The 13,720-nt window shown below is 59.0% G+C and carries 14 protein-coding genes; 6 read left to right on the plus strand and 8 right to left on the minus strand.

Features of this window, described 5'->3' with window-relative positions; translation table 11 throughout:
• The first annotated feature begins 4 nt into the window (after positions 1–4).
• Both ACQY1J_RS13240 and ACQY1J_RS13245 read left to right on the plus strand, forming a co-directional pair.
• Entirely contained in the window at positions 5–1,210 is a 1,206-nt protein-coding gene (locus ACQY1J_RS13240; RefSeq protein WP_430250056.1) for a GNAT family N-acetyltransferase, read from the plus strand.
• Between the two features lie 24 nt (positions 1,211–1,234).
• Positions 1,235–1,666, plus strand: coding sequence for an HIT family protein (locus tag ACQY1J_RS13245; protein WP_062580407.1), 432 nt, complete (start codon positions 1,235–1,237; stop codon positions 1,664–1,666).
• Here the strand turns inward: ACQY1J_RS13245 and ACQY1J_RS13250 are convergent, their stop codons facing one another.
• The 7 genes from ACQY1J_RS13250 to ACQY1J_RS13280 all read right to left on the minus strand — a co-directional run bounded on the left by ACQY1J_RS13250 (position 1,667) and on the right by ACQY1J_RS13280 (position 8,244).
• A complete protein-coding gene (locus ACQY1J_RS13250; RefSeq protein WP_062457341.1) occupies positions 1,667–2,008 on the minus strand; it encodes an AzlD domain-containing protein in 342 nt (113 codons plus the stop codon).
• Positions 2,005–2,748, minus strand: coding sequence for an AzlC family ABC transporter permease (locus ACQY1J_RS13255; protein WP_062580406.1), 744 nt, complete (start codon positions 2,746–2,748; stop codon positions 2,005–2,007). Before ACQY1J_RS13255 ends, ACQY1J_RS13250 begins: the two co-directional genes overlap by 4 nt.
• Before the next feature lie 92 nt (positions 2,749–2,840).
• Positions 2,841–5,378 (minus strand): ATP-dependent Clp protease ATP-binding subunit ClpA, encoded by a 2,538-nt coding sequence (gene clpA / locus ACQY1J_RS13260; protein WP_062580404.1) that lies wholly within the window; start codon positions 5,376–5,378, stop codon positions 2,841–2,843.
• 10 nt (positions 5,379–5,388) lie between these two features.
• Positions 5,389–5,742 carry an ATP-dependent Clp protease adapter ClpS gene (clpS, locus tag ACQY1J_RS13265; RefSeq protein WP_062457349.1) on the minus strand — a complete coding sequence of 118 codons (354 nt, stop codon included), beginning with the start codon at positions 5,740–5,742 and terminating at the stop codon, positions 5,389–5,391.
• A 409-nt stretch (positions 5,743–6,151) separates the two neighbouring features.
• A complete protein-coding gene (locus ACQY1J_RS13270) occupies positions 6,152–6,355 on the minus strand; it encodes a DUF3126 family protein (RefSeq protein WP_062457352.1) in 204 nt (67 codons plus the stop codon).
• Positions 6,356–6,488: 133 nt separating this feature from the next.
• Positions 6,489–7,331: a serine O-acetyltransferase gene (gene cysE, locus ACQY1J_RS13275; RefSeq protein ID WP_092662168.1), complete on the minus strand. Its 843-nt coding sequence runs from the start codon at positions 7,329–7,331 to the stop codon at positions 6,489–6,491.
• 133 nt (positions 7,332–7,464) lie between these two features.
• Entirely contained in the window at positions 7,465–8,244 is a 780-nt protein-coding gene (locus tag ACQY1J_RS13280; RefSeq protein WP_430250058.1) for an alpha/beta fold hydrolase, read from the minus strand.
• Between the two features lie 162 nt (positions 8,245–8,406).
• Between ACQY1J_RS13280 and ACQY1J_RS13285 the strand changes: the two genes are divergently transcribed.
• A complete protein-coding gene (locus ACQY1J_RS13285; RefSeq protein ID WP_062580399.1) occupies positions 8,407–8,652 on the plus strand; it encodes a zinc-finger domain-containing protein in 246 nt (81 codons plus the stop codon).
• A 13-nt stretch (positions 8,653–8,665) separates the two neighbouring features.
• Complete coding sequence (locus ACQY1J_RS13290; RefSeq protein WP_430250059.1) at positions 8,666–9,829, plus strand: FAD-dependent monooxygenase; 1,164 nt, start codon at positions 8,666–8,668, stop codon at positions 9,827–9,829.
• A gap of 8 nt (positions 9,830–9,837) precedes the next feature.
• Here the strand turns inward: ACQY1J_RS13290 and ACQY1J_RS13295 are convergent, their stop codons facing one another.
• Complete coding sequence (locus ACQY1J_RS13295; RefSeq protein ID WP_430250061.1) at positions 9,838–11,031, minus strand: cystathionine beta-lyase; 1,194 nt, start codon at positions 11,029–11,031, stop codon at positions 9,838–9,840.
• A gap of 350 nt (positions 11,032–11,381) precedes the next feature.
• Between ACQY1J_RS13295 and ACQY1J_RS13300 the strand changes: the two genes are divergently transcribed.
• Positions 11,382–12,404, plus strand: a complete 1,023-nt coding sequence (locus ACQY1J_RS13300; RefSeq protein WP_062457371.1) for an amino acid ABC transporter substrate-binding protein — start codon at positions 11,382–11,384, stop codon at positions 12,402–12,404.
• A 119-nt stretch (positions 12,405–12,523) separates the two neighbouring features.
• The gene (locus ACQY1J_RS13305) at positions 12,524–13,717 is read left to right on the plus strand and encodes an amino acid ABC transporter permease (RefSeq protein ID WP_062457374.1); all 1,194 of its coding nucleotides are present in this window, start codon (positions 12,524–12,526) and stop codon (positions 13,715–13,717) included.
• The last annotated feature ends 3 nt before the right edge of the window (positions 13,718–13,720 follow it).

Below are 13,720 nucleotides of genomic sequence, written 5' to 3' on the forward strand. Positions count from 1 at the left end.
TCCAATGACCGGCAACCTGACAATCCGCATCGAAAAATCCATTGCCGCGATCAGCCCACAAAGCTGGTCGCGGCTTTCCGGCGCCTCCAAGGAGGCCGATCCCTTAGGGACGTCTTCCGTTCCCTACAATCCGTTCCTGTCACATGCCTTCCTGTCCGCACTGGAGGAATCCGGTTCGGCAACGGCAAAAACAGGCTGGCACGGCCAACATCTCCTGCTGGAAGATGACAAGGGTAAACTGATCGGCGCCGTGCCGGGCTATCTCAAGAGCCATAGTCAGGGCGAATACGTGTTCGACCATGGCTGGGCCGACGCCTTCGAGCGCGCCGGCGGCCGTTACTACCCTAAACTGCAGTGTGCGGTCCCATTTACGCCCGCAACCGGTCCGCGCCTTCTCGTTGCCTCGGGCTTTGATCGCGACATGGTGCAGACCACGCTTGCGGAAGGTCTCCAGGAGGTGACACGGCAGCTCGGCATATCGTCCGCCCATGTCACCTTCGTGCCGGATGATGAAGTCATCGCTTTCGAAGACGCTGAATATCTGCACCGAACCGACAAGCAGTTCCACTTCATCAACGACGGTTATGCCGATCACGATGCGTTTCTGGAAACGCTCGCCTCGCGCAAGCGCAAGGCGTTGAAGAAGGAACGGCGAGCCGCGCTCGAGAACGGCATCACGATCGACTGGCTGACAGGCAAGGACCTGACCGAGGACATCTGGGACCAGTTCTACACGTTCTACATGGATACGGGCGGGCGCAAATGGGGCCGGCCGTATCTTACCCGGGCCTTCTATTCGCTGATCGGCGAACGCATGGCAGACGACATTCTTCTGGTCATGGCCAAGCGCGAGGGGCGGTACGTCGCCGGTGCGATCAACTTCATTGGCGGCGACGCGCTTTACGGTCGCCACTGGGGCTGTATCGAAGACCATCCCTTCCTGCATTTCGAGGTGTGCTACCATCAGGCGATCGACTATGCGCTTGCGCATGGGCTGAAGCGGGTCGAGGCGGGCGCACAGGGCGAGCACAAGCTTGCGCGCGGTTACCTGCCCGTCACCACCCATTCGATGCATTACATCGCCCATCCCGGCCTTCGTAGCGCGATTGCTGACTACCTGAAGCGAGAGCGGGAGGATGTGGAATACATGAACGAGTACCTTTCCGAGCACAGCCCTTTCCGCAAGGGTGAACGGCAAGAACAGGACTGAGCAGCAGAAAGGGAGACGCCACCGATGACCGGTCACGACTACGATCCGAACAACATCTTCGCCAAGATCCTCAAAGGCGAAATTCCCTGCCACCGCGTCTACGAGGACGACGACACGCTCGCTTTCATGGATGTGATGCCGCAGACGCCGGGTCACGTTCTGGTGGTTCCGAAAGCGCCCTCACGCAACCTGCTGGATGCGGATGCGGCGGTGCTTTCGAAGGTCATTCCGGTGGTTCAGAAGCTCGCACGCGCCGTCAAGGATGCGTTTGATGCTGATGGAATTACCATCACGCAGTTTAACGAAGCGCCGGCCGGACAGACCGTCTTTCACCTGCATTTCCACGTCATCCCGCGCTACGAGAATCAGCCGTTGAAGCCGCATACGGGCAAGATGGAGGACAAGGAAGTCCTCGCTGCCAATGCCGAGAAGATCATCGGCGAACTTGGGTTCTGATCAGGGTTGAAGCAGGAGTAGTCCTGCGACGAGAATGGCGATCGGTGTCAGCACGCCGATCGCGACCCGCTTGCCGGTCAGGAGAAACACGGCAAAGCCGATACCAGCCGCCGCAAGCCTGAGCCAGAGGGGCGAGAGCGCCAGTGTTCCCGTCGGGAATACGATCAGCTTTGCCGTCACCGCCATGACCAATGCCGTGGCAACCGCCCTCACCCAGTAGAGCGTCTCGGAATCCTCTTTCAGCCGGTGGCCTGCGATCACACCGAGCCAGCGCCAGATATCGGTTGCGAGAAAACCCGCGACAGCGATGACGATATAGGTCCAGTACCCATCGAACATCATGCGGCACCCCGATCAGATCCGCGCTTGCGGCGATAGCGGTCGATCAGATAGGCCACGGTGCCGCCGCCGATCCCAGCCAGAAGCACGTCGAACTGCGGCGCTACCAGCGCCAGGGCCGGTCCCAGAACGATCCCGATCACGAAGGCGATCCGGACGACCGGCTGGGCTGCACTCGCCCAGATCGAGGATATGAAATAGACCGGGGTCAGCATGAACAAGGCACCCGCCACAACAGGCGGAAACTGAGACACGACACCAAAGCTGACGCCGACGATCAGCGCATTGGTGCAGGTCAGCGTGATGCCAAAACCTGCAAAGAAGGCAACCCGGCGCTCTCTCGGCACATGGCGGAGATTGAGGCTCGCAAAGACCCAGGACGTGATGGCGATGAAATGCGAGAGAAACAGGAGAACCGGCAGCGGTGTCTTCTTCGTGCGCATCTCCGGCATGATCGACGCCACCATCGGCATCATCCGGATCGACGACAGCGTCACGGCGAGGAAGGACGCGGCGATGTTGGCGCCGCCCAACATCGAACCCACCAGGATCATCTGGGCCGGCAGGGCCCAGATACCGAGCGTCATCGCGACAGCCTGACCTCGTGTCAGGCCGGCTTCGACCGCAAAGGCGCTGAAACCGACATAGGACGTCATCAGGATCAAAGCCGGCAAGGAGAAGATGCCGCGCATGCCCTTAAGAAACCACGCAAGGCCGCTGCGCTCGGAGCTTTCGGTGGTCATTGGCATGCCCGTAAATGATTGACGTTACGGGACCTACAAAAACGACGATGCCGGGACAAGCCCGGCATCGATTTCTCGGATGGAAAAGAGCGCTACTTGCTCTTTGGAACGCGTGGCACGGTGCTACCCTTGCGGGGCGCGGACTTTGCCGGCGCTTCCTCGGCAATCACGTCGCCGTCGTCGACGACATTTGCCTTGGCGGAACCGCCGTCCTTGTCCTTGGCCTTCGGCGCAGACTTCTTCGAAGGCTTTGACTTTGTCGTCTTCGCCTTAATCTCGTCGGCAGCCTCTTCCACTTCCGCTTCAGGCTTCGGCTTTACCCGGGCCGTTTCCGAAATGGACTCCAGAAGAAGACCGTCGGTGCCATCTTCCTTTTTGCCGGCCGTGACACGGACGATGCCACCCTTGCGAAGCTTGCCAAAGAGGATCTCATTGGCGAGCGGCTTCTTGATGTATTCCTGGATCACGCGAGACAGAGGTCTTGCGCCCATCTTCTCGTCATAACCCTTTTCCGCCAGCCAGGCGATCGCGTCCTCATGCAGATCGAACGTCACGTTACGCTCCGACAGCTGGCTTTCCAGCTGCATCACGAACTTCTGGACGACCTGGTGGATAACCGTGGTCGGCAGCGGTGCGAACGGAATGATCGCATCGAGACGATTGCGGAATTCCGGTGTGAACAGGCGATTGATCGCCTCCTCATCTTCGCCGGTGCGTCTTGATGATCCAAAGCCGATCGCAGACTTGGCCATCTCGGATGCACCCGCATTCGTCGTCATGATCAAGATGACGTTGCGGAAGTCGATTTTCTTGCCGTTGTGATCGGTCAGCGATCCGTGGTCCATCACCTGCAACAGGATGTTGTAGATATCCGGATGCGCCTTCTCGATTTCGTCGAGCAGAACCACGCTGTGCGGGTGCTGATCAACGCCATCGGTCAGGAGACCGCCCTGGTCGAAGCCGACATAGCCGGGAGGTGCGCCAAGCAGTCGCGAGACCGTGTGGCGTTCCATGTATTCCGACATGTCGAAACGCAGCATCTCGACGCCGAGCGAGGCGGCAAGCTGCTTTGCGACTTCGGTCTTGCCGACGCCGGTTGGACCGGAGAAGACATAGGAGCCGATCGGCTTGTTCGGCTCGCGCAGACCTGCACGTGCCAGCTTGATCGCGGTCGACAGTGCGTCGATCGCGACGTCCTGGCCGTACACGACAGAACGCAGTTCCTTCTCAAGGTTGGCGAGAACCATCTCGTCATCCTTGGAAACCGTTTTCGCCGGGATGCGGGCCATCGTGGCGATTGTCGCCTCGATTTCCTTTTCCGTGATCAGCTTGCGACGCTTGGAAGCGGGCAGCAGCATCTGGGCTGCACCGGTCTCGTCGATCACGTCGATCGCCTTGTCCGGCAGCTTGCGGTCCGAGATATAGCGGGCCGACAGTTCCACCGCCGACTTGATCGCGTCGTTGGTGTAGCGCAGCTTGTGATACTCTTCGAAATAAGGCTTCAAGCCCTTCATGATTTCGATCGCATCATCGATCGACGGCTCATTGACGTCGATTTTCTGGAAGCGTCGAACCAGAGCCCGGTCCTTTTCGAAGAACTGGCGGTATTCCTTGTAGGTCGTCGAACCGATGCAGCGGATCTGGCCAGAGGACAGAGCCGGCTTCAGCAGGTTGGACGCATCCATGGCACCGCCCGACGTTGCACCCGCACCAATCACGGTGTGGATTTCGTCGATGAACAGGACAGCACCTGGAAAATCTTCCAGTTCCTTGACGACCTGCTTCAGACGTTCCTCGAAGTCGCCGCGATAGCGGGTGCCTGCAAGCAGGGTGCCCATATCGAGCGAGAAGATCGTGGCATCGGCCAGCGCTTCCGGCACCTTGCCCTCGACGATGCGCTTTGCCAGTCCCTCGGCGATCGCAGTTTTGCCAACGCCCGGATCGCCCACGTAAAGCGGGTTGTTCTTGGAGCGGCGGCACAGGACCTGGATCGTGCGGTTGACCTCGGAATGACGACCGATCAACGGATCGATACGGCCATTCTTGGCCTTTTCGTTCAGATTGACACAGTATGCCTTGAGGGCATCCTGCTGCTTCTTGCCGGGACCTTCCTCCTCGTTGCGCGAAACAGGCTTGGCGTCTGAATCGGGCTCATCAGCACCACGCGGGGTCCGGGCCTGGGAGGAACCCGGACGCTTGCCGATGCCGTGAGAGATATAGTTGACCGCGTCGTAGCGGGTCATTTCCTGCTCCTGCAGGAAGAAGGCTGCGTGGCTCTCACGTTCTGCGAAGATTGCGACGAGCACGTTTGCTCCGGTCACTTCTTCACGACCGGAGGATTGGACGTGGATCACAGCGCGCTGGATGACGCGTTGAAAGCCGGATGTCGGTTTGGAGTCCTCGTCATAGCCTGTCACCAGGTTTGCGAGTTCATTGTCGACATATTCAGACACGGTTTTGCGGAGCGTATCCAGGTTGACGCTGCATGCTCCCATGACCGCCGCCGCATCCGCGTCGTCGATCAACGCCAGAAGCAGATGTTCGAGTGTGGCATATTCGTGATGCCGCTCGTTCGCGAAGGTCAGTGCCTGGTGCAGAGCCTTTTCAAGACTAGGCGAAAATGTTGGCACGTCGGGTTCCTCACTTCTTTTCCATGACACATTGCAGCGGATGCTGGTGTTGCCGGGCGAAGTCCATGACCTGGGACACCTTGGTTTCCGCTACTTCATAGGTGAAAATTCCGCATTCTCCGACGCCGTGGTTATGGACGTGGAGCATGATAATCGTTGCCGCATCGCGGTCCTTCTGGAAAAAACGCTCCAGAATATGGATGACGAACTCCATTGGCGTGTAGTCGTCATTCAGAAGGAGAACGCGGTACAGGTTAGGCCGTTTGGTTTTCGGTTTCGTTCGCGTGATGACGGAGGTTCCGCGGCCCGCGTTGTCTCCGTCGCCGTTCTTTTCATTTTCCATCAAGATCGGCAGTGCGATCATCGTCTTTCATTCCCTAGTCATCCAGCGGCGGTATAGCGAACAACCGGTCGACAGGACTTCAGTCTTGCTAAAGGTAGTTCTTTGGGAAAGGATTTTAAGCCCCCTTTCCCGCTGTGCAATCACTATTCCGCCGAGAGGGGCTCGCGACGAGCCAAAAGTACCACATTCGGCAACTCAAATTCTGCCGCCATACTGACCCAAAAGGCGGGCGGCATCATGGCCATAGCCTCAGACGCTGCAGCTTCATGCGTACGGATCCGACGCGCGAACGGCGATCGCCTGTCGCTCAAAATTCCGTCGAAGAGTAGATGCTAATGAAGCTTGCATGCTCGAGGCTTACGTCCAAAACAAAAGAGGCCCACGGAGGGCCTCTCGACAACTTTTGTTAAAAACCAGTCGGATCCTGCGATCAAAGATCGACGTCGAGGATCGCCATGGAGAAATTGTAGGAACGCTCTCCATCTTCGTCATCCAGATAGACGACGCCGAGAAATTCATCACCAAGATAGACTTCGGCAGAATCGTTCTTGCGGGGACGCGCCTTGACGACGATCTGGGGGTTCAGAAGGCGCTTGAAATAGTCGTCGATCTTCTTGATTTCGTCGGGGTTCACGATCTTCTCCGTCAGATTTTGCGATCAAATCGATGCGCTTTTGGCACGGGAGAAAGGCGAAAGTAAAGCCGCCGTTCTCTCCACCGCACGACCCTGCCCCGAGTTTCCTGGAACAAGTATGTCCGGGCGCGGACTAGTCCTCGGCGCGCAGAAGCTGGTCCATCAGGCGTGCCGGCTCGGAGCAACCCGCGGTCCCGACGACCTTTGCCGGAACACCGGCGACGGTGGATTTCTCCGGAACAGCTTTGAGGACGACGGAGCCCGCCGCCACACGCGAGCAGGCACCAACCTCGATATTGCCGAGGATCTTTGCGCCGGCGCCGATCAGCACGCCGTTGCCGATCTTCGGATGACGATCTGCGCCCTCCTTACCGGTTCCACCGAGAGTGACCCCATGCAGGATGGAGACATTGTCCCCGATGATCGCGGTTTCGCCGACGACAAGCCCGGTCGCGTGGTCGAGGAAGATCCCCTTGCCGATCTGAGCCGCCGGATTGATGTCTGTCTGGAAGACACTTGAGGCGCGGCTTTGCAGATAGAGCGCGAAGTCGCGACGGCCGCGGTAAAACAGCCAGTGCGCCAAGCGATGCGTCTGGATGGCGTGAAAACCCTTGAAGTAGAGGACTGGCTCGACGAACCGCAGGCAGGCAGGGTCGCGGTCGTAGACGGCCTGGATATCGACGCGCAGAATAGCGCCCCAATCCGGCCATTCGTCCAGCATTTCCATGAATGTCTGCCGCAGCAGGACGGCCTGAAGATCGGGATGATCGAGCCGTTCGCAGATCCGATGAACGACGCATTCTTCGAGCGAACGGTGGTTCAGGACGGTTGAATAGAGGAAGGCGGCCAGCAACGGGTCCTGGTCGATTGCGACGCGTGCTTCCTGCCGCAGCGTGTCCCATATGGGGTCGACGCTAGCGACACTATCGGTCTGGCGAATGTCCTCGGTCTGGCGAACTTCGGTTCTCGCGGCCATGGCCGTCTCCTCTTTGGCGTAAGCCACGATATATAGATTAGATTTACGACAACACCAACGCCGGCGAAATCGCATTTCGTTGATCGTTAATTCAAGGAAACCTGAAGTCTTGCCAATCCGTGGCTGAGCCGGCTCAGGCCTGCGCCGCGTAAAACTCCAGTACCGCTTTCTTGAAAACCCTGTCGCCGACGGCCAGCATGTGGTCACGACCGGGAATATAGAACGCTGTCGCATTCGGCATCAGATCGGCCAGATCCTGCGGTGAACCCGCGATATCGTCCTTCGTCCCAACGCCGATCAGCGTGGGAACTTCGATCTTGCCCATATCGCTGCGTTCGACCAAATCGCGCGAACCGCGGATACAGGCGGCGAGTGCCTGCTTGTCGCTTTTTGTCTGGTCGGCAAAGGCGCGGAACATACGGCCGCGATCATGGCTGACGCTCTCAAGCGAGGGCGCCAAGAGCGCATCCGCGATCGGATCCCAGTCACCGACCCCGTCCGTCATGCCGATACCGAGACCGCCGAGCACCAGCGACCGGACCCTGTCCGGATCGTTGAGTGCTGCAAACACCGAGATGCGCGCGCCCATCGAATAGCCGAACAGATGCGCTGCCGGGATGCGCAGGTGATCGAGCAGAGCAACCGAATCCGCTGCCATCACCCAAGGGCGATAGGCGTCCGGATCGGTCGGCTTGTCACTGCCGCCATGGCCGCGGTTGTCCATGGCGATCACCCTGTAACCGGCATCGCCGAGCGTCTTCACCCATCCCGGATGCACCCAGTTCACCGTCGCGCTGGAAGCGAAACCGTGGATGAGCAGGACAGGATCGCCTGCCGGATTCCCCTCATCCAAATAGGAGAGGCTCAGTCCGTCATGGCTGAAGGTGGAAAAGGCCGGGGCATTGAGGTTCATCTGGGATATCCTGTTTTGGCGGCGGACCATAAGATATCGGTGCTTGCGATTGAACCCTGAAAGACACCTCGCATCGCGGTTTTTGCACTACACTTTTGAATGCGGCGGCGGTAATGTCCGCGCCAAATCAGACGTGCCCTATTGTACGCATTGGAGACGACCATGGCCGGCCACAGCATTCCCCATTTCCAGAACGATGGCGGTTTCCCGTCGATCCAGATCGGCGTGAAGGAATTCATGTGCACTGGTGCATCCGTTCCTTACGATCATCCGCACATCTTTATCGACATGGGCGACGAAGTCGAAAAAGTCTGCTCCTACTGTTCCACTCTGTACAAATACAACCCGACCCTGAAGGCCGAACAGACCGACCCTCCGGGCTGCGTCTTCAACGTCAAGGCCGCCTGATCGGCAGCCAGAAATGGCTGTCGAGACAGTAGCGATCGTGGGTGCGGGCATGGCGGGTCTCACCGCTGCGCTCGCGTTTGCGCGCCATGGCATCACCTGCGACATCTTCGAGCAGGCGGCTTCCCTTCAGGAAGTCGGCGCTGGGCTCCAGCTGTCGCCGAACGCTTCGCGCGTGCTGAGCAAGCTTGGCGTACTCGGCGATCTGGAACGGTTGTGGACCGAGCCGGATGAAGTGCAGCTCGTGTCGGGTCGTTCCCTTCATCGGCTGGCTTATGTGCCATCCGGCAGGTTCGCCCGGCAGCGATGGGGAGCACCTTATGGCGTAATTCACCGGGCAACGCTGCAAGACGCGCTTCTCCACGCCGTGAACGCCAACCCGCTCTGCACGCTTCGGCTGGGCTCGAAGATTGGGAGCGCCGTTCGAGACGAACTGGCGGAGATCTCCGGACGCCACCATGACCTGATCGTCGCCGCAGATGGAGTCTGGTCTGGCATTCGCTCCGCAATTCCCAAAAATCCGGAAGCCGTTTTTTCCAACAGTGTCGCCTGGCGCTTCATGGTTTCCAAGAGCGAGGCACCTTCCTGGCTGAAGCCGAATGCCGTCAGTGCATTTCTCGGACCTTCGGCACACATTGTGGCCTATCCGCTCAAGGAGAAGGATAGTTTCAACATCGTCGCCATCGCGTCCGGCGGCAACACCGGCAATCGCTGGAATACGGAGGCGAGCGCCGCCCAGAAAGACCTGCTTCTGCGTCATTTCAGGGGATGGCATCCGAGCATAGCCGAAACACTGGCCGCATCCGAAAAGCCGACCTTCTGGCCACTCTATCAGGTGACCCCGGGCCGTTGGCACAATGGCCGCGATCTTGTTCTGATCGGCGACGCCGCCCATGCGATGCTGCCCTTTGCGGCCCAAGGCGCGGCGATGGCGATCGAAGACGCGTTCATCCTGGCAAACCGCGTGGCCGCCCTGCCCTCGCTCGCGCAGGCGCTATCGGCCTACGAGACCGAACGGGCCGGTCGTGTCGCCAAGGTGCGAGCACGCGGGGAATTCAACCGCTTTGCCTATCATGCGCGCGGTCCGCTGAAGCTCGGTCGCAACTTCGTTCTCTCAATGCGTCCGCCGCAATCGCTCGCGGCGGATCTGGATTGGCTCTACGGTTTCGACGCCGAGTAGCGACGCGATCAGACCGCGGCCGCCGCGGCAAACCCCGCTTCAAGATCTTTCTTGAGATCAGGCACGTCTTCGAGACCGATCTGAAGCCTGATGACTGCACCCTCGATGGGCTGCTTGCGGATGGTGCGGTCGGAAAGATTTACGACCAGAGCAAGGCTTTCGTATCCTCCCCAGGAGTAACCGAGGCCGAAAAAGCTCAGGGCATCGAGGAAGGCGTGCGCCTTGGCCTTCGCCCTCTCAGGCTCGGCCTGCAGCACGAAGGAGAAGATCCCGCTCGATCCCTTGAAGTCACGCTTCCAGATCTCGTGGCCAGGAAAGCTTGGCAATGCCGGATGCAGGACGCGCGCAACGCCGTCGCGACCGTCCAGCCACTCGGCGATTTCAAGGGCGCTTTTTTGATGCTGGTCCAGCCGCAGACCCATCGTTCTCAGGCCACGCAGGATCAGGTAGGAATCTTCCGGCGCACCGCAGATGCCCATTGCAATCCGCGCCGCCTCGAGTGCCGGAAAATGCTTCGCATTGGCCGACACCGAGCCCATCACGATATCTGAATGTCCCGACGGGTACTTCGTGGTCGCATGGATCGAGACGTCGACGCCGAAGTCGAGCGGACGAAAATAAAGCGGTGTCGCCCAGGTGTTGTCCAGCGTCACCACGACGTCTGCGGAATAGGCGTGTACAGCGTCCGTGATTGCGCGGATGTCCTGCATCTCGAACGTATTCGAGCCGGGCGCTTCCGTATGAATGAGTTTGGTGTTCGGCCTCATCAGCTTGGTGATGTCTGCCCCGATCTCCGGATCATAGTACTCGACGTCGATCCCCAGTCTCGTGAGCATCGTGTCACAGAAAGTCCGGCATGGCGTGTAGACTGAGTCGACGATCAGCGCGTGATCGCCCGATGACAGGTAAGCCAGGAAAGGGATTGAGATCGCAGCCAGTCCCGATGGAACGAGGATCGTACCCGCAGAACCCTCGAGTTGGTCGAACGCAGCGCACAGGGCGTCCGTCGTCGGGGTCGCGCGGGTTCCATAGGTGTATGGCTGGCTGCGCTTTTCCATCGCTTCGGCATTCGGGAAAAGGACCGTGGAACCTTTGACGACAGGCGGGTTGACGAAGCCATGATACGCGCGTGGATCGTTTCCGATATGCGCAAGGCGCGTATTCTGACCCGCTTCTTCGATCAGTTTATCTTTCTGGGACATGTCCGGAATGCACTTTCGTTGACAATGGCGCCAGTTTTGCCGCCGCCCTCCAGGCTGGTCAACCCCGCTGCCCAATTCCAAGTACCGGTGCAATATTAGCATGCTCGTTCGGTATAAAAACCGCCACAACTCGCACACGACTTGAGCATTTGCCCAGCGCGTAGGCGGTAAAGTCTAATACACCGTAATTTGGACGCAATTTGAACGGGTGGCCCTTGACCCTGCCTTCGTTTCCGAATGAGATATAAACACCCGCGCCGGGAGGTCAGCGGGGGACCGGTCGTATTCATAAAATCAGGGGAACGGCCTGTGTCGAGAGATCACACAAAACAACAGATAAGGTTGGGAAAATGAAAAAGACGCTTTTGTCTGCCGCGTTTGGCGCAGCGGTCCTTGGCTTTGCCTCGGCAGCTTCCGCGGCCACGCTTGATGATGTCAAGGCGAAGGGCTTCGTTCAGTGCGGCGTCAACACCGGTCTGGCCGGCTTCGCGCAGCCGGATTCGGCCGGCGCTTGGAAAGGCTTCGACGTCGATTTCTGCAAGGCCGTCGCAGCTGCGGTTTTCGGTGATGCAACGAAGGTGAAGTACACGCCGACCACGGCCCAGAGCCGCTTCACGGCACTGCAGTCGGGTGAAGTCGACGTGCTCGCACGTAACACCACCTGGACCATCAGCCGCGATACCGCGCTCGGTTTCAACTTCCGCTACGTCAACTACTACGACGGCCAGGGCTTCATGGTTCCGAAGAGCCTGAACGTGAAGTCGGCGCTTGAACTGTCCGGCGCTGCCGTCTGCGTTCAGTCGGGCACGACAACCGAACTCAACCTCGCCGACTACTTCAAGTCCAACAACCTCCAGTACAACCCGGTCGTCTTCGAAAAGCTCGAAGAAGTAAACGCCGCCTACCAGGCCGGCCGTTGCGACGTCTACACGACGGACCAGTCGGGCCTTTATGCAACGCGTCTCGCGCTGTCGAACCCTGACGAACACGTCATTCTTCCGGAAATCATCTCCAAGGAGCCGCTTGGCCCAGCCGTTCGCCAGGGCGACGACAAGTGGTTCGATATCGTTTCGTGGACAGGCTACGCCCTGGTTCAGGCCGAAGAATTCGGCATCACCCAGGCCAATATCGACGAGATGAAGAACTCGACCAACCCGGATATCCGCCGCTTCCTCGGCACCGAGAAGGACACCAAGGTCGGTACCGATCTCGGCCTGACCAACGAATGGGCCTACAACATCGTCAAGGGCGTCGGCAACTACGGCGACGTCTTCGAGCGCAATATCGGTTCCGGCAGCCCGCTGAAGATCGCACGTGGCCTGAATGCTCTGTGGAGCAAGGGTGGCCTGCAGTTCGCACCGCCGATCCGTTAATCGACTGATAGACTGACGTCTCGCAGGGTGGCTCCGTCCGCCCTGCGAGACATTCTCCACGATCAATAAGAATCAAAAACAATAAGGGCCCACAACGGGCCACAGGGGATTGGCAAAGCATGACGGACAACTCGATCCGTGCGCCTGCGACTAAGCGCGCGTCCACGTCACTCATTTACGATCCAAAAGCGCGGAGCATCTTCTTCCAGGTGCTGACGCTGGTCATTCTCGTTGCGCTCGTCTGGTCGATCGCACACAATGTCAGTGTCAACCTTGCCCGCAGCAACACCGCCACCGGGTTTGGCTTCCTCGCTGGTCGCTCAGGCTTCGATATCGGGCAATCCCTGATCGCCTACACGAGCGACTCGACCTATGGCAGGGCGATCCTGGTCGGTTTCCTGAACACGATGATGGTCGCTGTCACGGGCATCATCACGGCAACCATCGTCGGCTTCATCATCGGTATCGGTCGCCTGTCGAAAAACTGGCTGATCGCCAAGCTCTGCACCGTCTATGTCGAGGTGTTCAGAAACATTCCGCCGCTGCTGGTCATTTTCTTTTGGTATTCCGGCGTTCTCGCCATTCTGCCGCAGCCGCGTGATGCTATCCAGGGCCCGCTCTCGACCTTTCTCAGCAACCGTGGCCTCACCTTTCCGGCAACGATCTGGGGCGAAGGCGCGTGGATCCTTCCGGTTGCCATTCTCGTCGGCATCGTTGTCGCGTTCGTCTTCCGCACGTGGTCGGTCAAGCGCCAGATGGCAACCGGGCAGCAATTGCCCAACGGCTGGATCTCCGCCGCCATCATCATCGGTCTGCCGCTTCTCGGATTCATCGCCATGGGTTCGCCGCTGACCTTCGACTATCCCGTCGAAGGTCGTTTCAATCTTTCCGGCGGCGCCAATATCCGTCCGGAATTCGTGGCTCTATATCTGGCGCTTTCGCTCTACACGGCAGCGTTTATCGCGGAAATCATCCGAGCCGGCATCAAGGGCGTCGGCAAGGGACAGACGGAAGCCGCCGCTGCACTCGGCGTCCAGCCGGGCAAGATCACCAGACTGGTTGTCGTACCGCAGGCTTTCCGCATCATCATTCCACCGCTGACAAGCCAGTATCTCAACCTGACCAAAAACTCGTCTCTCGGCGTTGCAATCGGTTTTCCCGAACTGTTTTCGACCGGGAGCACCTCGCTCAACCAGACAGGTCAGGCTGTCGAAATGATCACGATCATGCTCACCATCTATCTGAGCATCAGCATCGCGACATCGCTGTTCATGAACTGGTTCAACGCCAAGATGGCTCTGGTGGAGAGATAAGAC

Source organism: Neorhizobium sp. DAR64860/K0K1 (assembly GCF_050500205.1).
GTDB lineage: Bacteria > Pseudomonadota > Alphaproteobacteria > Rhizobiales > Rhizobiaceae > Neorhizobium > Neorhizobium soli.